This is a genomic window from Steroidobacter flavus, from assembly GCF_042651805.1.
Classification (GTDB): domain Bacteria; phylum Pseudomonadota; class Gammaproteobacteria; order Steroidobacterales; family Steroidobacteraceae; genus Steroidobacter; species Steroidobacter flavus.
This window is the reverse complement of sequence record NZ_JBHSDU010000001.1, coordinates 96,401-118,138: the sequence shown is the minus strand read 5'-3', so window position 1 is coordinate 118,138 and position 21,738 is coordinate 96,401. Positions and strand designations below refer to the sequence as shown.

Annotated in this window: 16 protein-coding genes; 7 read left to right on the top strand and 9 right to left on the bottom strand. The window is 60.7% G+C overall.

Features of this window, described 5'->3' with window-relative positions; all coding sequences use genetic code 11:
• The first annotated feature begins 19 nt into the window (after window positions 1–19).
• The 7 genes from gspH to ACFPN2_RS00440 are packed head-to-tail and all read left to right on the top strand — an operon-like array spanning window position 20 to window position 5,336.
• Window positions 20–700: a type II secretion system minor pseudopilin GspH gene (gspH, locus tag ACFPN2_RS00470; protein WP_380593898.1), complete on the top strand. Its 681-nt coding sequence runs from the start codon at window positions 20–22 to the stop codon at window positions 698–700.
• The gene (gspI, locus tag ACFPN2_RS00465) at window positions 690–1,253 is read left to right on the top strand and encodes a type II secretion system minor pseudopilin GspI (protein ID WP_380593896.1); all 564 of its coding nucleotides are present in this window, start codon (window positions 690–692) and stop codon (window positions 1,251–1,253) included. The genes gspH and gspI overlap by 11 nt, the downstream gene beginning before the upstream one ends.
• On the top strand, window positions 1,250–1,858 hold the full coding sequence (gene gspJ, locus ACFPN2_RS00460) for a type II secretion system minor pseudopilin GspJ (protein ID WP_380593894.1): 609 nt from the start codon (window positions 1,250–1,252) through the stop codon (window positions 1,856–1,858). Before gspI ends, gspJ begins: the two co-directional genes overlap by 4 nt.
• Window positions 1,855–2,811, top strand: a complete 957-nt coding sequence (gene gspK / locus ACFPN2_RS00455; protein ID WP_380593892.1) for a type II secretion system minor pseudopilin GspK — start codon at window positions 1,855–1,857, stop codon at window positions 2,809–2,811. The genes gspJ and gspK overlap by 4 nt, the downstream gene beginning before the upstream one ends.
• Window positions 2,811–4,082, top strand: coding sequence for a type II secretion system protein GspL (gspL, locus tag ACFPN2_RS00450; protein WP_380593890.1), 1,272 nt, complete (start codon window positions 2,811–2,813; stop codon window positions 4,080–4,082). Before gspK ends, gspL begins: the two co-directional genes overlap by 1 nt.
• Window positions 4,082–4,579 (top strand): type II secretion system protein GspM, encoded by a 498-nt coding sequence (gspM, locus tag ACFPN2_RS00445; protein ID WP_380593888.1) that lies wholly within the window; start codon window positions 4,082–4,084, stop codon window positions 4,577–4,579. Before gspL ends, gspM begins: the two co-directional genes overlap by 1 nt.
• 7 nt (window positions 4,580–4,586) lie before the next feature.
• Entirely contained in the window at window positions 4,587–5,336 is a 750-nt protein-coding gene (locus tag ACFPN2_RS00440) for a type II secretion system protein N (protein ID WP_380593886.1), read from the top strand.
• Between the two features lie 15 nt (window positions 5,337–5,351).
• Here ACFPN2_RS00440 and ACFPN2_RS00435 read toward each other — a convergent pair whose 3' ends face one another.
• The 9 genes from ACFPN2_RS00435 to ACFPN2_RS00395 all read right to left on the bottom strand — a co-directional run bounded on the left by ACFPN2_RS00435 (window position 5,352) and on the right by ACFPN2_RS00395 (window position 21,539).
• A complete protein-coding gene (locus ACFPN2_RS00435) occupies window positions 5,352–5,891 on the bottom strand; it encodes a TerB family tellurite resistance protein (RefSeq protein WP_380593884.1) in 540 nt (179 codons plus the stop codon).
• A 529-nt stretch (window positions 5,892–6,420) separates the two neighbouring features.
• On the bottom strand, window positions 6,421–6,867 hold the full coding sequence (locus ACFPN2_RS00430) for a tetratricopeptide repeat protein (RefSeq protein ID WP_380593882.1): 447 nt from the start codon (window positions 6,865–6,867) through the stop codon (window positions 6,421–6,423).
• A 36-nt stretch (window positions 6,868–6,903) separates the two neighbouring features.
• Window positions 6,904–9,342, bottom strand: coding sequence for an RHS repeat domain-containing protein (locus ACFPN2_RS00425; RefSeq protein ID WP_380593880.1), 2,439 nt, complete (start codon window positions 9,340–9,342; stop codon window positions 6,904–6,906).
• 50 nt (window positions 9,343–9,392) lie between these two features.
• Window positions 9,393–11,096: a hypothetical protein gene (locus tag ACFPN2_RS00420; RefSeq protein WP_380593878.1), complete on the bottom strand. Its 1,704-nt coding sequence runs from the start codon at window positions 11,094–11,096 to the stop codon at window positions 9,393–9,395.
• A gap of 147 nt (window positions 11,097–11,243) precedes the next feature.
• A complete protein-coding gene (locus tag ACFPN2_RS00415; RefSeq protein ID WP_380593877.1) occupies window positions 11,244–11,768 on the bottom strand; it encodes an Ig-like domain repeat protein in 525 nt (174 codons plus the stop codon).
• Window positions 11,769–13,322: 1,554 nt separating this feature from the next.
• The gene (locus tag ACFPN2_RS00410) at window positions 13,323–16,685 is read right to left on the bottom strand and encodes a UvrD-helicase domain-containing protein (protein ID WP_380593875.1); all 3,363 of its coding nucleotides are present in this window, start codon (window positions 16,683–16,685) and stop codon (window positions 13,323–13,325) included.
• Window positions 16,678–19,347: a PD-(D/E)XK nuclease family protein gene (locus ACFPN2_RS00405; protein WP_380593873.1), complete on the bottom strand. Its 2,670-nt coding sequence runs from the start codon at window positions 19,345–19,347 to the stop codon at window positions 16,678–16,680. The genes ACFPN2_RS00410 and ACFPN2_RS00405 overlap by 8 nt, the downstream gene beginning before the upstream one ends.
• Window positions 19,348–19,358: 11 nt before the next feature.
• Entirely contained in the window at window positions 19,359–20,630 is a 1,272-nt protein-coding gene (locus ACFPN2_RS00400) for an aminotransferase class I/II-fold pyridoxal phosphate-dependent enzyme (RefSeq protein WP_380593871.1), read from the bottom strand.
• 198 nt (window positions 20,631–20,828) lie between these two features.
• On the bottom strand, window positions 20,829–21,539 hold the full coding sequence (locus ACFPN2_RS00395; RefSeq protein WP_380593869.1) for a maleate cis-trans isomerase family protein: 711 nt from the start codon (window positions 21,537–21,539) through the stop codon (window positions 20,829–20,831).
• Between the last annotated feature and the right edge of the window lie 199 nt (window positions 21,540–21,738).

Genomic DNA, 21,738 nt, shown 5'->3' with positions numbered 1-21,738 from the left:
TGGTACGATCTGCTTTGTTATGATCCGGCGCCTTCAGAACAGCGGTAGACCTCTTATTATCCACACCTGCCCCTCGCTTGGCCGAACGCGGCGACACGGCGGCTTCACGCTGCTGGAGTTGCTCGTCGTGCTGGTGATCATCGGCGTGATGGTGGCGATGGCGGCGCTCTCCTTCGGTGTGCTCGGCCGCGACCGTCAGTCCGAGGAAGAATCGCGACGCTTCTGGACGGTGCTGAAGCAGGCGCGCGAGGAAGCGGAGCTGCAGGTCGAGGATATCGGCATCTTCGTGTCCACCGGCGCCTACGAATATCTGCGCTTCGATTCCCGCAAGAACGAATGGCAGCCGATCGAGGGCGATGAGTTGTTCACGCAGCGAGAGTTGCCCGAAGGCCTGCGTTTCCGGCTGCGGCTGGAATCGCGCGAGGTGGTGTTGAAGCCCACCCTGCCCAACCGCGGCGACAAGGATGAGAACAAGCGCAATCCGCCCCATGTGATGGTGCTCTCGAGCGGCGATGTCAGCCCGTTCGAATTGGAGATCGAGCGCGAAAACCAGCCCGCCGAGTGGCGCGTGACCGCGCTCGCCGACAACGATCTGCGCGTCGAAGTGCGCGACGAGCGCAAGCAATGGGGGCCGCTGTTACAAACCAAGCCGCCCAAGGATGACAAGAATCAACCGACGCGGGTGTCCAGTGCGCGCTGACCTCCGCAAATTCACCGCCGGCTTCACGCTGATCGAGGTGCTGGTCGCGCTGATCGTGGTCGGCCTCGGCATGCTCGCGGTCATCCAGACCGTGAGTCAGACGGCCAACACCACCTCCTACATCCGCGATAAATCCATCGCGCACTGGGTCGCGATGAATCAGCTCACGCAGGTCCGACTGCAGCCGAACGCGCCGCCGGTCGATAAGAGCTCCGATGAAGTGAAGATGGCCGGCCGCGACTGGCGCTGGACCATGGAAGTGAAACAAACGCCGGTCGAGTCGATCCGTCGCATCGAAGTCAGCGTGCGCCCGTCCGATGCGCCGGAAAAAAGCTCGCTCGCTTACGTCACCGGTTTTTACGGCACGGCCGTCGCGCCGGCGGGCATGACCGTGGTGTCCTGGAAAGGAAACAAACAGCAAGGCGGCGGCGGTCGTCAGGGCGAGCGCCCTCGAGATTCTGAAAGCGAGCCGCCACCGCAACAGACACCGCTCGAGCCCGGCGAGCCCGTGCCGTCGGATCCGGAGCCGCCCAATGCGGGGCCGGAGTCATGAAGGCGCGCGGCTTCACACTAGTGGAAATCATGGTGGCGATTTTCATCTTCGCCATCGTCAGCGCGATCGCCATGGGCGGTTATAACGAGCTGGTCAAACAAAGTGACATCGTCGATCAGGGCGCCGCGCGCACGCGGGCCATTCAAGCGACCATGCAACGCTTGAATCTGGATTTCACCGCGCTCGAGCCGCGCCCGGTGCGCCAACCGTTGGGCGACGGTTTGTTGCCGGCGGTGCGTGCCGATGAGAAGAGCGCCGATGAGATCGTCGAGTTCACGCATTCGGGCTGGAGCAATCCGGCCGGCGTGCCCCGCTCCACTCTGCAACGCGTGGCCTATCGGATCGAGGAGAAAAAACTCATCCGCGAATACTGGCTGGCCCTGGATCGCACCATGAGCAGCGAGCCGGAAAGCGCGGTGATGCTCGATAACGTCAAGAGTGTGAAGTTCCGCTTCATGGACGCCAACCGCACCTGGCACGATCAGTGGCCGCCGTTGGGCTACTCGCCGGCCGACGCGCCGTGGCTGCGTCCGATCGCGGTTGAAGTCACGCTCGATCTGGAGGACTGGGGCGAGCTGAAGCGCCTGATGGAGGTGTCCGGATGAAACGCCGGCAACGCGGTGTCGCGCTCATCATGGCTGTGCTGATCGTGGCACTGGCCACCATGCTGGCTGCGGAAGTCGGCTTCAAGGGCTATCTGGATCAGCGCCGCACGGTCAACACGTTCTCGCTCGATCAAGCGTTCGAGATCGCGATGGGCGGTGAAGCCTGGGCCTCGGACGCACTGCGCCGGGACAAGATGCAAGGGAGCAAGACCGACGATTTCACCGAAGAGTGGGCCACGCCCATTCCGCCGATTCCGCTCGAAGACGTGGGCGGTGAGTTCGAAGGTCAGCTCGAAGACATGCAGGGTCGCTTCAACTTGAACGATCTGGTGACGTTCGATGAGTCCGGCGTGAGCACAGTGAACCAGCAGGCAGTCGAGCGTTTCTCGCGCCTGCTGAACTTGCTCGAGATCGAGCCCAAGTGGGCGGGTTACATCGCCGACTGGATCGACTCGGACAACAATGCTGGTTTCCCCGATGGCGCCGAGGACCCGGTGTACACCAACCTCTCACCGCCCTATCGCACCGCCAATATGGCGATCACGCGCGCAAGCGAGCTCTTGGCCTTGCCGGAGTTCGGCGCCGAGCGCTATCGCAAGCTCGCGCCATTCGTCACGGCATTACCGCCAGGCCAACCCATCAATCTGTGTACTGCATCCCCCGAACTGCTCGATGCGATGATCGGGGATAATCGTGAATTCACGCTGGGGCGCGAAACCGGCAAGCAGACGCGGGCGCAACGGTGTTTTCCGACGACGCAGGAGTTCGAACAGAGCCTGTCGAACGAGCGCAAACAGGAACTGCAAGGCATGCTCGGTGAATCCAGCGACTTCTTTCTGGCCACGATCTGGGTCACCCTTGGCACTCAAAGGTTCACCCTGTACAGTTTGTTGGTTCGAAGCGGCGGCGCCAACCAGGTCCGTCCCATCCTAAGAAGCTACGGAACGCTCTGATGCCGGAACTCCTAGTTGTCCGCTTGCATCCCGTCGCGGCCGCCTCCCCTGGCGAGTCGCAGACGGCGCCCCCACAAGCCGAATGGTTGCTCGTGGATAGCAGCGGCGCCCGCCGCGGCAATGTCTCGTGGGGCTCGCTCAACGATGCCGCCGAGCAATCGCGCACCCACAAGACCATCGTGCTCGTCCCAGGCACCGATGTGTTGTTGGCCGAGCCGGTCCTGCCGGTGAAAAGCAGCGGCGCCAAGCTCGCACAAGTCGTGCCGTTCGCCCTCGAAGAACACCTGGCCGTCGACGTCGAAGACATGCACTTCGCGGTCGGGAAGCGCGGTTCGGCGGCCGGTACGCCGGTCGCCGCGGTCGCCCGGGCTCGCATGGATGAGTGGGTCGATCTGCTGAAGGCGGTGGGCTTGTCCACTGACACGATCTACGCCGAGACCGCCGTGCTGCCGACCGTGACCGGCGCGGTTGCCGTGCTCATCGACGGCAAGCGTTTGTATGTGCGTCGTGAGAATCAGCCCGGCACGGTCATCGAAGTCGAGCCGCTGATCGAGGCATTGCAGATGGCACTCGCAAGCGGCGAGGAATCCCGCGAGCACGTGACCATCTTTGTCTCCGAAGAAGATTACGAACGCGAGCGCGAACTGCTCGAAGGTCTGCGTGAATTTACCGCGAGCTTGCAATTGAAGTTGCTGCCCGATGGTCCGCTGCCGCTGCTTGCAACCAACATTCTCCATAGCGGTGCGGTGAACCTGCTGCAGGGACCGTACGCCGCCAAGACCAAGCTGAATGTTTCTTTTGCGCCGTGGCGCTATGCGGCCATTCTTGCTGCCGTGTTCGTGGCCGCGCATGTGGGCGTGAAGAGCTGGCAGTACTTCCATTACAAGAAGGTCGAAAGCGTGCTCGATGCGCAGATCGCCGAGACCTTCCAGCAAGCGCTGCCGGGCGCACCGGTGCCCGATCCGTTGGAAGCGCGTCGTCAGGTCGAGCAGATCCTCGGTCAATTGCGAGGCACCGGCCCGACCAGCGGCATGCTCACGACGCTTGCGATGTTGAGCGAGGCCATGGCGCAGGCGCCCAACACCAATATCGAAGCGCTCTCCTATCGCAACAATGTCACGGATCTGCGCGTGCTCACGCCGTCGGTCGACTCGCTCGACAAGATTCGGCAAATCGCTGGCGAGCGCGGCGTGACCGCTGAGATTCAATCCACCAATCCGCGCGACCAGAAAGTCGAAGGTCGGCTGCAGTTCAAAAAGGCAGGCGCGTGATGCAACAGCTCAAAGATAAATTCAATGCGCTGCAGCCTCGTGAGCGCATCATCGTCATCGGCGGCGCCATCCTGGTGCTCGTCGTCGCGGTGTACGTGCTCGTGCTCTCGCCGCTGTACAGCGCGGTGGACAAGCAGGCCAAGCGCGTCGCGCAGAAGGAAGGCGATCTCGCCTGGATGCGCAGTGTGTCCGGCGAAGTGGCCGTGCTGAGTGCGAACGCGCCGAGCCATCCGGGCCCGAGCAACGAATCCATGGTCGTGCTGATCGATCGTGCCGCTCGCGAATGCGGCCTGGGGTCCTCCCTCACCGGCCAGACGCCGAATGGCGAGCGCGGCATTCGCGTGCGCCTGGAAGCGGCCGAGTTCGACAAGCTGATGGTGTGCCTGGGCACGCTTCAGCAGGTGCATTCCGTGGACGTGGAGTCCGCCACCATCGATCGCACCGCCAAGCCCGGTCTCGTGAATGCCAACTTGGTCCTGACTCGCGTCGGCGCATAACAACTCTATGAAGCGACTCTGGCCGTTGGTTGCGCTCGGCGTGGGCGCATTCATCCTCTTCGCCGTGGTTACGTTTCCTGCCAGCGTTGTAATGGGCTGGCTGGGCTCCTCCGGCGTTCAGGCCGGCGGGGTGTCGGGCACGATCTGGAACGGTCGCGCCCAGGTGCTGCAAGTTCAGGGCGCCAACATCGGCAGCGTCGAATGGAAGCTGCATGCCCTGCCCTTGTTCACGCTGCATGCGAATGCGGACGTGAAGGTGACGCGCATCGATGGCTTCGCTCAGACCCAGCTCAGCGTGGGACCGACCGGCACGATCAGCTTGAAGTCGCTCGCAGCCTCGCTGCCTTTGAGCGCCTTGCCCCCGAGCGCGATCCCCGGCGGCTGGGCCGGCACGCTCAATGCCCGCTTCTCACAGCTCACGTTGGAGAAAGGCTGGCCGACGAAGGTCGATGGCAACCTGGAAGTGCTCGATCTGAATGGCCCGGCTCGGAAGCCCGCGAAGGCAGGCAGCTATCGAGTCCTGTTCGATCCTGCCGCGTCCACGGCCGAAGCGTTGAAGGGCGCGATTTCAGATGCGGGCGACGGCCCGCTGCAAGTTAACGGCACGATTCAACTGAAGCCAGATCGCAGTTACGCCGTCTCAGCGCTAATCGCCGCTCGTCCCGATGCGCCTCGCAATTTGGTGCAGGCGTTGGAGTTCTTGGGCCCGCCCGACGCTCAGGGCCGTCGTGAGTTCAACACCGAAGGCACGCTGTAATCTCGCTTCGCGCGGCTAGCTCCACTTGCCGGCCGCGACCTTCTGCTTGGTCGCAAAATAGCGCTCGGTCGCATCGATCAGCTTCTGCTGCTCGGCGTTGATCGAGCCATCCAACGCCGCGATCCTTCGCATCATGCCGAGCAATGAGTTCACCGCCGCCGGTTCGAACTTCGCGGCGCTCGGCTCCAGAATCTTGTCCAGATGATCGACGATATAAATCTCGTCTCGGATCAGATGGGAGCTGGCGAGCAAGAGGTCGGCCGCCTCATCGCGCGAGATCTCGAACTCGCTTTGAAATAAGTTTTGGAGCTCACGCTTCTGATCCGACGTGATCTCGCCGTCGGCTTTCGCGATACCGAGGAGCAGCACCGCCGCCACATCCATCGGCCGTTCCAACCGATAGATGGGCTTGGCGCCGTAGGTCCGACTCCATTTCCAGCGCCGGTAGGCCAGGAACGGATTGATCGAGCTCAGACTGAATCCGGACCGCTGCAGCGAATTGATCGCCCAAAGCAAGCCGGCCAGCGCGGTGATTGCAGCGATGATGACGTGCACGAGAGCTCCTGCCGGGGTGCAGAGTTTGAGTTGGTTGTGGCCGGTAGTTTAGCTAGAGGTGTGTTACGGAGGCGATGTTTGTGAGGGCTGAGTGTGAGGTGGGTCTAGTCTCGACCGCCGCGAGGTCCGGAATCCGCTAGGGACGTTTCCGCAGAACGCCAACTGTAAAGTTCTGCCTCGATCCGGGCGGCGCTCGTTACCCACACTAACGTAGAAACGGGTTCTCCGCAGGCGGAATTCCGCTGAATGTCCTCCTAGACTTGCGCTCGCCGGGCCATTTGGTCCCGGATGCAGTCTCGAACCTCTGATTCAGAAAGCGAGCTCATGATTCACGTCAAATCGATTTTCACGCGCCGTCAATGTAATTCTACCTAAACGAGCACTCAGCAGAGCATTGGCGGATCGATTTGCTTGCCCTCGCGCCTATCATGACATTCCCGATTATCACTGCCGCAGGGGCGATGCGCAGAGTTGCGACATATGAGTAACGCGCCGCCCTCGGGGCCTTCCTCGTTTGGAAGCGGCATACTTACTCGCTGATCTTGAACTTCGCAGCTTGGTCGAGCCAGGCTCCAGCAATCGAGCGGTCGCGCTTGACCCCTAGTCCGTGCCAGTAGCACCGGCCGACTTCGTAGAGCGATTGCTTGTCGCCGAGCAGAGCTGCCTTCAGGTAGAACCGCGCCGCCTTCCTCTCACTTTTCTTGACTCCAACGCCCTTCTCATAGCAAACAGCCAAGTCGTATGCAGCTTCCGCATGATCGGCGTTCGCAGCCTCTCGAAGCAGCGGCACGGCCTTTGCCAAGTTCCGTGGGACAACGTCACCTTTTCCGTGCAAATGCCACGTAGCAAGAGCATATCCAGCCCGGTGGTCTCCGTGCATATACGCCCGGTTCAACAGCCGCAGGGCCTTGTGCAGATCGGCTCCGGGTCGCTCAGCCTCTGCCAAAGCTTCATCATAGTACCTTGATGACTTCATCTGAACTCCCATGCAATGTGAGCGCAACGCCCAGCATCAGCACTTGTCTCCGCGAGTCGCAACGCACGATGTAGGTAGATCTGGCGTTCTAGTTACTTCATTCGACCTATTCTCGTCTCTACCACTACCACTCGCTGCCTGTTTAGGAGGTGGCCACGGGCCTTTGTGATCAGGAGGGCGCTTACGCGGCGGATCGCGCCGGCTATCACCTTTCTCACCGCCTCGATCTTGACTCTTTCGGGCCTGGCCTTTCTCGTGCTTTTCTTGCGTAGAAGGTCGAGCACCTTTCGTGTGCTCTTTGGCCGCCATTACATTCTCGACCCGCTCAATCTGATCAACGACGGAAGTGACAATCGACTGGTGAACATCCGCAATCGCATCGCTCGTCTTGGTCAGAGCGTCCGATACCCCTTCGTTACAAGCGCTGCCGGGCTGGCACGAAACCGTAGCCACACTGGCAATGATCATCGCACCACCGATGAGCACTATGTCATCGAGACCGGCGATCATGCCGGTGGGATCTTTTTTGTTTAGTGGATCGTTTCCAACATACGCATACAAATTGAAGTCATCGGCATACCCCACGGGGTCTGTTTGCAAAAATCTCCCCAAAACCGGGTCATAGGCACGGGCTTTGTAGTGGTAGAGTCTTGCGTCCGGCAAGATCATCTGCCCCGTGTAGCGAAAGCGGCTGCCACCCCAATTATCGTACGCCGGCTCGCCATAAGGCCCGTATGCATAGACGGTTCCGACGCCAGAATTGTCGCTGCTTGCGACCACGCTGCCTTGATGGTCTGTGTGCAGCCAGCGCCGATCGTTCAATCCGGCGCCATCGTACCAAACCACCGGTTCGTCTATGCCCGCACCGTGCACGTAGCGACGCACGAGAGTCGAGCCGTTGTACTCTGCCACCATCTTGTCGCCGTCGTATAGAAAGCGCGTGATGACGCCCATGCTAGTAATGGTCAACAAGCGTCCATTGGGGTCGTAGGTCAGGCCTACCGGAGCTGCGCCACCTGAGACGCTCAGCAAGTGGTTCTCTAAGTCGTAGGTGAAGGTGCGCGTACCGTCCGAGGTGAGATTGCCGCGATCGTCGTAGCCAAAGGTCATGCCGCTCACAGTTGCATAGCGGTTGTGACCATCGCGCGTATAGGTCTTCGATTGCGTTAGCGAGAAATACGAATACGCATCGTTGGATAAGGTGCGCTCAGTGAGTTGACTGGCACTGTTGTACCCAAAGCCGAAGGTCAAATCGCGACTGGTAGATGCCAGATCCTGGGTCAGAGTCGACAAGCGGGAAGCACCATCGTAATAAAGAGCGGTTGTCGTTCCATTGCCGCGACTGACATTGGTGCGACGATCGAGAGAATCATAGGAATAGTCCGCGAGCAAGCCCAGCCCTGAAGCCGCACCGTTTTCCCGAACCTCATCCATACGATTCAGCCCGTCATACGTGTACTGCGTGTACGTGCCGTCGGGCCAGGTCACTCGGGTGCGATTGCCGTCAGCGTCATACAGATAGGAAAGCTGAAGAGAACTTCCCGATAGCGTCGACGTGGTGTCGATCAGACGACCGAATCCATTGAAGGTGTTGCTGATGCCGGGCCCGCTAGCGGCCTGGGCTGTGATATTGAGTCCGAAATTGTCGTATGTGTAAGTAACGTCGTTGCTGCCCGGGAAATCTTTGAAGCTCAGCCGATTGAGAGCATCGTATTGGTAGTAGACCGTCTCGCCGCTGCGCAGGCGCTTGCTCGTTCGGTTACTGTTTGCGTCGTAGCCGTACTGTTCGTAGTCGCCTGCGTTCGCCGCATGTGTTCCAACACTGGTTTGCGGAAGCTCCATCCGATCGAGCCGGTCGAATCCATCGTAGGTGTAGTTGGTGCGATTCCCGTTTGCGTCTTCGACCCAATCCTGTCGGCCGTTGAGCGTGTAGGCGTACGTGGCGTAGCTCTGTTGGATGCTCGTAGCGTACGCCCGCTGCTCGCTCGTGACTTGCCCTGCATCGTCATAGACCAGTCGCGTGATTCGATCTGGACCTTGTGCTCCCTGAGTGCTCAGTTGACAAGCAGACAACGTCGAAATGGAGCTATACACAGCAGGGTTCATGCGAACCGCCGTGCACTCCAGGCGCCCGACGCTATCGTAGCTATATTGAGTCAGCAAAGGACCGGACATCGTCTCGGATAGCAACCGCCCTACTGTGTCATACGTCCTCTCTGTGACGTGCAAAACAGTGAAACTCGGCCAGTCAGCCGGAAGCACCGCGTCGGATTGCCACTGAGCGAGAATGCCTCGCTCGATCTTGTAGAGCCGACCATCGTCATCGTAGGTATTTCGGGTGGCTTCATACCCGCTGCCGGCCGCCGGACTAATGGTTCCGACCAGCTGTCGAGCGTCGTCGTAGCGGAAGCCGGTCGTAAAGGGCGAGGGTGAAGATTGCGCCCAACCTGCCGTTGTAAACAGCAAGGTGAGCACGGCTGCGCTCGAAGAGAGCGTACGAATGGTGAACTCCCCTGTTCTCTTAATCACGGGCACGTCGCCGACCCGGCGCGCGGTGTCGTCTCTGAGATGCGGTTGCCAAGCCGATCATAGGAATAGCAGGTGCGCAGCGACACACCGCCTGCCGTTACCACTTTCCCTCGGACCAGTAACCGATTGACCGTACCCTCAGCACCGTACTCGTAAGTCGTCACCGTTTCGTCGGCTCCACCGGAGCAGCTGTTGGTCGTTCTACATTCGGAGATCCTCGTGGGAACCCAAACAGCCGTTGCTGCCGGCGCCAGTACTCCGGCAGAGTTTTTTACGTACGCATATTTTTGTTCGTAGTCATAGCGTCTCTCCGGCCGCACTCCGTTAACCGCCGGCAACCTTTCCTTCAGTACTCCACCATGAGCCGGATCGTATTCGTAGTCGGTTTGGGCGCCCCTTGCGTCGACCGTTGCAGTTGGTTGATTGCAAGTCTTTTCGTTCGCGTTTGTACATATGTCAGCAAACGTAGCGGTCGTAACCAAGTCCTGTAGGTTTGCTCCCGCTTTGGCTTTGCGTGTCACGGAAGTCACGTTGCCGCGCGGGTCGCATGTGCGAACAATCGAATTTCCTTCCGGCGCAGTAACGGAGTACACGTCAATGCTCCGATACGAGATGCCCCCGCTAGTGCCCCGACACGCGGAAAACGATGTCGTCCTATTGATCGGATCCTTCACCGAGTAGAGTTCGCCGGCATAATCACCGTAACCAGCCACGTACACCTTTTGCTTGCCCAGCGGACTCAGTGACGTAGTGGTAATTTGACCTGGATGATAGGTCCCCAGCAGTGCGTAGCTATATGTCCACGTATTCGGCCCCCGCGTCGCTGCCGTCACTCGCCGTACCGGTTCGTTGTTCACCGTGAAAAATGCAATCGTATACTGAATGTTGTCCGTGGGACTGGCAGGGGTTTTCACGCGATAGTATGTAGGTCCCCAGGTATATTGGGTTGTTCGACCGAGCGCATCCGTGACAGTGTGAACGCCAGCGCTGGATGCATACGAAACCGATGGCCAGTCGCCACTCAAGTTGCATGAATCTGCCTCAGGATCGCAGTACTCGAACGCGTTGTTTATGGCCGTTGCGCTCGTTCTCCTGGTCCATGCTGAATGAGTCGAGGGGGTGTCCGAAATGGTGTCAGACGCATATGTGAACTTGATCTGATAACCGGCGCTGTTGGTGACTGACTGAATTCTAAGTTGGAACAGTATCGACCCCAAGAACACTCGATAGTGCGGCACAACCACCAGCCCGTTTGGGTACACGACGTTAGTCGGGAAGTACCACCAGTAACAAGGGATGCCGTCATTTGGACAATGAAAATACCCCGGCGTCAAGAGAGAATACGTCACAATCGTTCCGTTGCTCATCGTCAACGTATAGCCGGATCCGGATGGCAAAATCGTGGCGAGCGTTGCGCCATCGCCGGCGCGGGAGCTAACCGAGTAGTTCTCAAAGACCCACGTATTGTTTCCCCAGGACGCCTTGATTGTTTTGCTCGTGTTCCATTGACCGTAAGTATTGACCTCCAACATTCCAGAAAAGCTGTCGCTGGCTCCGGTCATCGACCAGGAGGTTGCCAGCGTTAAGCCGTATTCGGCTGAACCGATCGAAAGATCCTGCCTCGTCAAAGAATAATCACCCGAACTTACATCGACATTGTTTTCGTCGACGACGACTCTCTCGGGCGGTTGAGGAATCATGCTCTGCGAGTGAACAGGAGCACTTGGCAAGAGAGCGCAGAGGAGTAGCCCGCCAAACAACCGGAGAGCTTTGAGGGCTCTGAACCTATTTCGTGCGCCTAGGTTAGATGGCGAATAAATCAAACTCATGCGAGCTTCTAGCCTTCCTTAGTTCACCAACAAATCCAGTACCGCCGGCAACCAGCGAAGATCCTGGACCTTGATGTTGAATGTGGTTATTTGGGGGGCATGCGTGCCGTCCCCAGAATAGGTCGCCCGGATGGAGTGCATGCCGGTCGGCAATCCTTCGACCGTGATGCTGGCTTGTCCATTCACCACGTTCGCGATTCCGAGAAATACGCCATTCTCAGTGAACGTGACGGTACCGCCAGGCGACGATCCGGCCACGCTCACGGTCAAGGTGCCTCCAGCGGACGTGATGTTTACGCGAGGGGTGGCCACCATGAGCGTGACCGCGCTCTGTCCGGGGGCGGTGACGTTGTGTTGCAAGCGGTTGCCCGCAGCGTCGTACGTGTACGATTGCGTTACGCCACTCCCCGGCCCACCAAGAATCTGTACGTCGGTCAAGCGGCCAAGCGCGTCGTAGACGTAGCTGACGGTCTGGGCCGAGTGCGCGCTACTCAGCGCACAAACACCCGCCCCCAGTATCCAAATAGCTTTCGTTGATTTCATCGTCTCCTCCTAGCCGTGCCACGGGGGGCGCTTGCATTCAAGAGCGACTGTGCTCGCGAGAGCGATGTATATAGCCAGAGTGCCTCTCAAAGGACTTGCTCCTGACGCTATCGTCATGATTCGACGCTGATATAAAACGCATCGGCGCATCCATTCGCGCGGCAGTCTTGCGATGGAGCTTCATATTCAGGTTTCACTTGGAGAAGCAGGCCACCAACGGCCCACGGACGGCAGGGCACTCGAGCGGCGATCTGTTCGACCGATACCGCGCCTGTGAGCAACCTTCCATGTCTTCATCGCTGATCTTCCCGATCGCAAGGCGGGGCGCCTGCGTTCGTCGTTGTTGTTGAATATACAATCGCAGCGCCAAAGAGTGTTTGTCAACGGCGATCACGTTGGGCGTGTGAAAAATCAGGGATTCGATGAAACGACAAAATGGCAGTTTCGTCGGATTGCGTGCGAGCTTGCGATCATTCAACGCATGCAGATAAAAAGAATCTAGGAAACATGGTGTTCATCCGGCTTGCCACTCTCCATTGACCGTGGCGGCTGCGCTCGGATCCCGCTCGATCTGGCACCTGCTACTGCTCCTCGACGACGAGACCGTCGAGGAACTTAGGGGTGTTGCTCTTAGAGCGAATAGAAGACGTCGAGCGGCGCCATCAGCACGGCAGTACTTCCCTCCACCGCTTCATCAGCAGGAAGTTCAGAGCCACACGCGAACTTGCTCCCGAAAACGAGACGTTTGTTATTTGTTTGTTGAGCATAAGTTGCATTCGCAAAGCAGGTGCTGTCAACGGGATGCATGCCCGACTGCACGCGAATCAGGGTTTTGATGAACGCATTTGGGATACTCCAGCGGAAGCGTCGTCATCTGGCCGGTGACATCGTGAGCGACTGATCTTCCCGCTCGACATGCGTTGAGCAATAAGCGAGGATCACCCTGCGGCGCTACAAGACACGCACTGTTGAAACGGACTTTGTTAGGCGCAACTCGAGATTGAGGAGGAACGATGCGTATCTTTGCAGTCACGTCGATTATTCTGGCGTGCGCGATGCTACTTTCACAGGCGCATTCGGCGGGGTGGTCACAGTCTCGGCAGATCCTGGAACTCAATCAGCAGCCTGCCGCGGGCTCTGGTTCGGAACTTGTCTTGGCGCTTAGGGCGAATTGAAGAGGGTTACAAGAGTGCGAAAATCAATCATCGGAATGTGGCTGTTCTCCGTCATGTGGACGGGCGCAAGTTCGGCTGCGGTAACCTTGACGTCGACAGTGGAAGCGCTGCAGGTCGTGCCTACTGCCAATAGCGCGTATGTGAAATTAACCAGCTATCCCTCCATCGCTGAGGGCTCATGCTCCAACCAGTGGGCCCAAGGGGATCTGGAGGACGAAAAGTTTATGGTTTACGTCTGGCCGGCGCTGATGCTTGCACACTCAAAAGGCAGGACAGTCACAATTCAATTCTCAGGGTGCCAAGGAACATATCCACGAATCTCGTGGATACAAGTCAATGCCGGCACTCCCTGATTATCGAGAGGATCTTAGAGGGGTCATCAGCTCACCGGCACTTCCCGCCACTGCTTCATCAACGGAAAATACAACGCCGCCCGCACCGGCTGATCCGGTCGAAACAGCTTCATCAGCCGCGCATAGCGTTGTAACTGATCGCGATAGCGAAGCACCTCCGCGTTGAGGAATTGCTCCAGGCCACCGCCCTCGTGCGTGCCGGTCTTGAAGTCAACGATCCATCGAACGCCGTGCTCATCGACGAACGTACGGTCGATCACACCGGAAACGAGCTCGCCGTGAAATACACCTGTCAGCGCGAGCTCAGATTCCGCGTCACTCAACTCGGAGGACAAGCCCAGCAGCCAGCGACCGCGTTCGTCGGCGAGGGTCTGGGCCATAGCGGCGAGGACACGCTCGGCGGCGGCTTCGCAGCGATCGGGGGGCACGCCGAGTTCGGCAAGCTCGGCGCAGAGACGGGCGCGATTCGGAGAAGGCGTGGCGCGATCGGCGCCGGCGCGGACCAGACGGTCGAGTTCACGATGGACGAGCGTACCGATGTGACGGGCGGTTTGCGAGGCCCAGTCGAATTCGAGTCGCGCTTCGAGATCGCTGACGTTCACGGCCTTCGCGGTCACTGGCGCATCAGCGGCCGGCGGTTGCCATTGCACCGGCAGGCGGCGAACGCGCAGAGAAGGGCCGGAAGAAGAAGCGAACAAGTCCTGTTGAGGCTTGGTCTGCACAGAAGACTCGAAGTGAGATTTCACCTCGGGCCACAACAGACGAAGCATCGAGCCGTTCAACGGCTCGCGGATGGACGCGCCCTCCTCTGTTTCCTTCACTCGGACGCGGCCGAGCAAATGCAAAACGCGTTTGGCGCGAGTCGCCGCCACATACAACAAGCGGCCGCGCTCACGCGCGCTGCGCTCACGTTCGAGCATCTCGATCCAGCGGTACATCGGATCGGAGTCGGTGCCGGCGGCCTTGATCGGAGCGAAGACGATGCCGCCATCGTTTCCTGGAATTCGAGTCCAGCGCATCAGCTCCCGACTCTCACCACGCAACAATCGATCCAGTGCGGGCAGGATGACCACGTCGTATTCCAAGCCCTTCGACTTGTGAATGGTCATCACTTCCACGCGGGCCCGGTTCTCCGGTCGCGGGCGGGCGAACAAACGATCCAACTGTTCTTCCAGTCGCGCGACGTCATCGAGATCGCCGGCGACTTCGATTTGATCGAGTCGCGACAGATACGCGTCGGCATCGTCGAGGTCTTGCGGCCGATGCAGCGTCGCAGGACCGCCCAGCGCGTTCCACGTGCGCTCGACCCAGTCGCGCAGTGACAAGCGACCACGCTGGGCCTCGGCCGCTTGCAGGATCGAATGAACGCGAGTCACGCGAGCCCGGCCGTCGGCGCTGAGCGCATCGCTCGACTCCAACGCCTGCGCCAGCAGCTCGTTAATGGTTGAGCTGCGATTGTTTCCAACAATCGCGTGCAGATCATTCAACGTGAGGCCCGACCACGGCGCCCGAAGCACCGCGAGCCAGGACGTGCGATCGGCCAGATGCAACAACGCACGCGTGAGCGCGGTCAGGTCCTGCACGACGGGTCGATCCAGCAGCGCCTCGATTTCGATGGCCTGAAAATCGATCGACGCCGCATGCAGCTGGCTTGCGATCATGCCGACGTGAGTACGCGCCGTGACGAGCACAGCGACCGTCGTCTCGGGATCTTCAGCGAGACTCTTGCGTACCAGCTTCACAACCTGGCGCGCCTCGGCCAACTCATCTTTCTCAAACGACGGATGAACCTTCACGCCGCCTCGCGTGCTCGACAGCGCTGCGACACTGGGGCTGTAGCGAACGGCGCCCTGCTCCGCATTGTCAGTCGGCGACAGCACGCCCGGGAACACGCGGTTCACCCATTCGATGATGGGACGCGTCGAGCGGAAGTTGGAGGTGAGTTGTAACGGCTCGAGCGGCACGTTGCGCAGTCCGTGTCGCTGCAGCTGCAGGAACAAACCGACCTCGGCCTGACGAAAGCGATAGATCGATTGCATCGGGTCACCGACACAAAACAGCGAGCGGCCGTCGCCTTCGGTCCAGCCCGCGGTCAAGCGCTCGAGCAGATCGAGCTGGCCGAACGAGGTGTCCTGAAACTCATCGACCAGCAGATGTTGCAAGCGATAGTCGAATGCGAGCGCAAGGTCGGTGGGCTCCTCGCTCGACCCCAATGCCTGCAGCGCTCGCAGGGCAGCTTCGATGTAGTCCGCCTGCCCTTGCGACTGAAACACGATCTGTAATTCAGCGACGGCGACGGGCAGCACCGCAAGCAACGCTTCGAGAATTGCCCACTGATCTTTTGAATACGTCGGCCGCGGCAGACTGCGAAGCGCGTCGAGCTGCGCAATCAGCATTTCGTCCTCGGCCAGCTCCGCCAGCAGCGAGAGCATCTGTTCTTTCTCTCGCGGATGCGTCGTCGGGAAGCCGCTCTTCTTGGTGACGGTCTGATACGGCGAGCCGTCGCGCTTCAGGAACACACTCGCGAGCGCGAGCCACGCATCGATGGTGTCGCTCTGGGCACTCGGGCACGCTTGGGCATTCGAGCACGCATTGAGCAGCAGCCGTTTCTCTTCGTTGACGCCGGCGGCATCGCGCAGATTGGACGCGGCGAACACCGCCAGGTCCCAGTACTCACGACGGCGAACATCATTGAGCAGTCCACAGAGCGTCGTGAGATGACGCTTGATCACGTTCTGCAACGTTTGTTCGAGAACCGCTCGGAGATTGTCGTGCGCGCCGGCGCTCACGATCTGATGCAACCATTGATCGCGCTTGGCCAGCAGCTCACACAGCAGATCCGCAAGCAGATCGGTGCGATTGCCCAGATGCACGATCAGCGATTCCAAATGCTCCGCAACCGCCGAGCCTTCGCCCAGACGTTCAATCAAGCGTCGTGCGGCAGTTTCATACAACGGCCATGGATCGCTGGCCGGCTCCAGCGCGGACCCCGTGCCAGCAAGAATCGGCAAGCGACGCGCAAGCGTCGAATTGAGCGCATCGATCGTTTGAATACGCAGCCGCGAGGGATGCTCGGCGAGTTTCCAATTGCGTTCGATGTCGGCGGCGCGCACTGCCCGTGCCAGCTCCCACGTCGTCAGCTTGTGCGGCGACTCCGGGGCCGGCGCGCCCGCAGCCTCGATGGACAGCAAAATACGATTGCGCATTTCCGCTGCGGCTTTGCGCGTGAATGTGATCGCAAGGATCTGTTCCGGATGCTCCACCGTCGCGAGCAATCGCAGATAGCGCTGCGTGAGCAGCTCGGTCTTGCCCGAACCCGCCGGCGCCTGGACGATGAACGAGCGTGTCGGATCGAGCGCACGCTTGCGGGCGGCTGCGTCGCTACTCATCGTGCAGCTCCGTCTCGTCTTCCTGCGTCTGTTCGCTGACGCGGCAGAACGCGCTCAAATGGCAGTAGGTGCACTCCTGTGCCGTCAACGGATCCACCACCGCCTGACCCTCGACAAAGCTCTCCGCGAGGTGCGTGAGTGTCTTGCGCCAGTGATCGACCAGCGACGGCCAATCGGGCGGATGATCGGGCCGCAGGCGGACGTGCCCCGGATAAGCCGCGACACCCTCGCCGATGAACGCCCCGTCACTCCAGCCGCGATATTCCACCGCGCCTGCCGCCAACACGACGTACGCGAGACCTCGCAGCGACTCCGCGTGCGCCAATCCATACAACGGCAGCTGCGGCCGCAGCGGACGTCCCGGCTTCGTGTCCAACCACTGTCGCGGCGAATGTGAATCGCCGAGCTTGTAGTCGATCAACAAATAGCCGCCGTTGCCGAGCTCGTCGATTCGATCCGGCTGCAGCGTGATGGACAAGCCGCCGATCGCATAAGGCTCGGACTTCTCGGTCAATTGCAGCGCGAACGACGGGCGCTGCTTCTCCACCTCGAGCAACTGCAGGACCTGCTTCGCGACGTTGCTCGCTTCCAGAGCGGCCAGGCGCTGGCGATATCGAATCGTCGGCTGCAAGGCCTGCATCGTGTGACGCTCGGCGCTCGCCCGCACCCGCTGCGCCAATGTGTCTTCATCGATCGCCATGAGGCCGGCATGCGTTCGTAGCGAGCCCCAGATTTCTTCGAGCACTCGATGCAGAATGATGCCGCGATCGATGGGTTCGACACCGATGCTCACGGTCGGCAGCTCCTCGGCGCCCAAGCGAATCTGTGCCTGCGCCCGGAACGGACAGCGCGATTGAAGCTCGAGCGTCATCGCGCCGCCTCGCGCCGTTTTCACGGTGAGTCGCGGGGCGACTTCATCGCGCATCTGTTCGAGGAGCGGGCGCTGATCGAACAACGTTCGTCGCAGCGGACGCACGGAGGCGATGGCGATATCGCTGCCTTTGACGGTGGGCCACGCCGACAACATCGGGCTCGGCTGCAGCTCAGCCTCCCCTTCCTGTCGCGGCCAGCTCAAGACCACGTGCGATGCGCTGCTGGTCCACCGCGCCAGCCTCGCTCGCGACAGTTGCATGACGCCTTCCGCCGTCGCTTCGGGAACCTTCGCCGCGCGCTGTAAGGCGACCGGCAACAAAGGATCGGGATTGACCGGCTCAGGCAAGCGCGCCGCATCCAGGCCCATCACCCACGTCGCATCGAAGGTCATGCCCGCGACCGTCGCAGGATCGATGACGGTGATCGACGTGGCCTGGGTCTCGGGCTCGAACGGCGTATCTCGCAACAGCTCCTGCAATCGAGACAACGCCGCCGACGCCGACAGCGGTGGTGTCACAGCATCCAGCGTGCCGAACTCTGCAAGTGCCGCGTGAAACTTTAGAACGGTTTGATGTTCGACGCTGCTGAGGGAGCGCTCGCCAGGCCAGTTCACCGCCCGCAACCAGGCATGGAACCGTTCGGCCCATGCGCTGGCACCGGTCGATGACGTATTGCCGCGAATCAGCTCGCCGATCGCGCGGGCGGCCTGAGCCAATTGATCGCACTTGGTGGCGGCGGCCCACCGTTCCAGCTCGAACCAATCCCACCGATCGCGCTGGTCCTCACGTAATCGAAAGTCCGCCATCGCGCGACGATCTTTCTCGGCTTCGCTGCCGGCCAAAAACGGCGAACGTAATAAACGTCCCGCGTGTGTGGCGGCTCGATCGTGCAAGGCGAACTGAAGGACCAGCAGCGCCGCATCGACGATCGGATACGACGCGAGCGGTGCCGGCGCCGCGATCACGACCGGAATCTTCGCCGACTCGGTTTGTATGTTTCGCTGACCCGGCGCGAACGCATCTTCGAAGACCCGCTGCACTTCCGCCCGACGCGACTGCAAATCAGGAACGACGATACCCACCGTGCTCTTGCCAGTGGCGATCTGCGCGCGAGCCCATCGCGCGGCCAGCTCCAATTCATCATCGGCATCGCGTGCGGTGACGACGACAACGGAGCGCGAGGGTTGCTCCTCTACTTCGACCTCGGCGATCTTGCCCAGCCCGCGCCAACGTTCGATGAGACGTCCGATCGACGGCGGCAGACTATCGAAGCCTGCAAGCGCCAATGTTTCCTCGGGCACGAAGTTCGCGTCATGGGCCCAATGCGCCAGACGGGTTTCATCGATGGCTTGCAGCTTCTCGCAACGGCGCAGGAACTCAGTGCACCAGGCGTGCAAGGCGCGACCTTCGGTACTGTCGCTGTTGTTCAGCGCTGCGAGCGGAATCAGATATTCCTGCATGCGTCGCCAGCTGCGTGCGGCGAGTCGGGCGGCGTTGGAGGGATTGAGCAGACCCTCGCCCCACTCACTGTCATTGACCAACGTGTCCCACAGGATTCGCGCCTGGGCGTTGGTTAACAAACGAGCGTGATGGGCATGCGTACCGCTGGCTCGCGCTTCGAGCCATTGCTGAGCAAGCCACGTCGACCACGGCAGGATACGTGGCGTGCGCCAGACGGACTGTCCCAGGCTCTGGGCGTGCTGGGCGTACCCCAGACGCAAGGCGTGCGCGAGCCTACGGCTCGCGGTGAGGACCGTGACGTTCTGGTCGAGAAGAGAATGGAGCCGCAATGCCCCTTAACTCATGAAGACGTGCGGACGACCTTCAGATCCGGCGCCGCGCGTGACACAGGCTCGGCCCCATCGGCGTAGCTGTCCAACAGTTCCTCCATGCGGCGGAACACGTCGGCCAGCACTTCGGGCCGCGGCAGATTGGTGATTCGGAAGTGCGTCTTGTAAGGCGTGTTGAAGCTGGTGCCCGGCGCGAGCAACACATGTTTGTGCTCGAGCAGGTCCATGGCAAAGCGCTGATCGTCGAAGGCCGGCAGCACGCCGTCCTTGATGCCGATGAACGCGTAGATGGCGCCGCGTGGCGCGTGCACCTGCAGATATCTGCTTTTCGCGACGCCGTCGAGAATGGCCTGGCGCGATTCATACAACCGACCGCCCGGGCGCGTCAGCTCTTGAATGCTCTGATAGCCGCCGAGCGCCGTCTGCACGGCCCACTGGCCGGGCACGTTGCTGCACAAACGCAGCGACGACAGCTTGTCGAGCGCGCTCATGTATTCGCGGGCCGATTCGACATCGCCGGAGAACGACACCCAGCCGACACGATAGCCGCACGCACGATACACCTTGGACAGACCCGACATGGTGGCGCACAGCGTGTTCTGCACGAGCGTCGCCATCGGCACGAACTTGGCGTCGTCATAAACGATCTGGTCATAGATCTCATCGGAGAACACGACCAGATGATGACGCTCGGCGATGCGCGCGATCGCTTCCAGCGTTTCGCGTGAGTACACGGCGCCGGTCGGATTGTTTGGATTGATCACGACAATCGCCCGTGTGCGACTGGTGATCAGCGCCTCGATCTCTTTCGGATCGGGCTCGAAGCCGTTCGCGGCGTGACACGGATAGTGCACGGCGCGGCCGCGATTCAAATTCACCGCCGCCGTCCACAAGGGATAGTTCGGCATCGGCACGAGCACTTCGTCGTCGGTCGACAACAAGGCGCGCAGCACCAGATCGATCAGCTCGCTGACGCCGTTGCCCATGAACACTTCATCGGCGCTCACGCCCCGCACGCCGCGGCTCTGCTGCTGCATGACCACCGCTTCGCGGGCCGGGAAGATGCCCTTCTGGTGGCTGTAGGCTTCGCTCGCCTTCAGGTTCTCGATCATCGCCAGCCGCATGGTCTCGGGCGTGCGGAACCCGAACACGCCGGGATTGCCGATGTTCAGCGGGATGATGTCGTAGCCCCGCCGCTCCATTTCATGGGCGCGCCGTGCCAGGTCGCCGCGAATTTCGTATTTCACGTTGGCGAGGCCGGCACTGGGGCGAATGGTACGCATGGCGTTGAGTCGACACTGACTGGATGAACAGGCTTGTGAAGATAGCAGAATCCATACGCCCAAAGTGCGCACAGAGTCATGCGAAACGAGGATTACAGCCGGAGCAGGACAGCAGCCCCGATCCGGAGGCCCTCAATCGCCGTACGGCTCAAACAGCTCCGTTCCGAGCCGTACGGCGATTGAGGGCCTCTTACTCGGTCAGTGCTCGGTCAGCAGCGACCCGAACCCCTCAATCTTGTCCTCGATCCCCGTGCTTCTGAGCGCATGCCAGTAGGTGCACGTGTTCACCGCCAGCACGGGCTTGCCGAGCCAGCGCTCGGCCTCGGCGGCGATGGCCGCGAACGCGAGGTTCGTGCCCACCTGCAGAATCAGCTCGACGCTGCTGTCATCGACCTCGCGAACGGCCCGGCGCAGGCGCTCGGGCGACTCGTGGGCCATCAGCAGCGGGCTGTTGCTCTTCAGGCCGAGCAGGTTCACGACCTCGAAGCCGCTGTCGGTGAATGAACGGCGCACCTGGGCGTCGCCCGAAGGCATGTACGGCGTGATCACGCTGATTCGTCGAATGCCGCCGTACCGTTGAATCGCGGCCTGACAGGCCTGCACCCCCAGGATCACCTTCACCCCGGCCCGCGCTTCGAGATGGGCCTGGACGGCGTTGGCGTCCATCACGCCTTCCCAGAAGGTCTCGGCGTTCAGGCCGCAGATCACGGCCGAGGGCGAACAAGCCATGACTGCGTCCAGGGCGCCTTCGATGTTGGCGCGGACCTGCCCCATCATGGCCGCGAACTCGCTTTCGGTCCCGACCGGCGAGTCGGGAATGACAACGCGGGCCATCTGGTTGGTCACGCCGCGCGGTCGCATGGCGTCGAACTCCGGTTGTACGATGGTGTTCGTGGCGGGCGCGATCACACCGTATTTCAGACGGGGAGCAAGGGCATCTGGCATGGCAGGCGGCTGTCGTTCTCGTTGAAGGCCGTGAGTTTAGCCGGTTGGCGACTGCTGCCACCGGTCACCGCATTCCACTTCTCGAAATGCGCGGACAATTTGGGCGCTTTTCCCCTGCGGAACATGGCAGTACGCGACACGTTGTCGATTGACTCAGACGCTA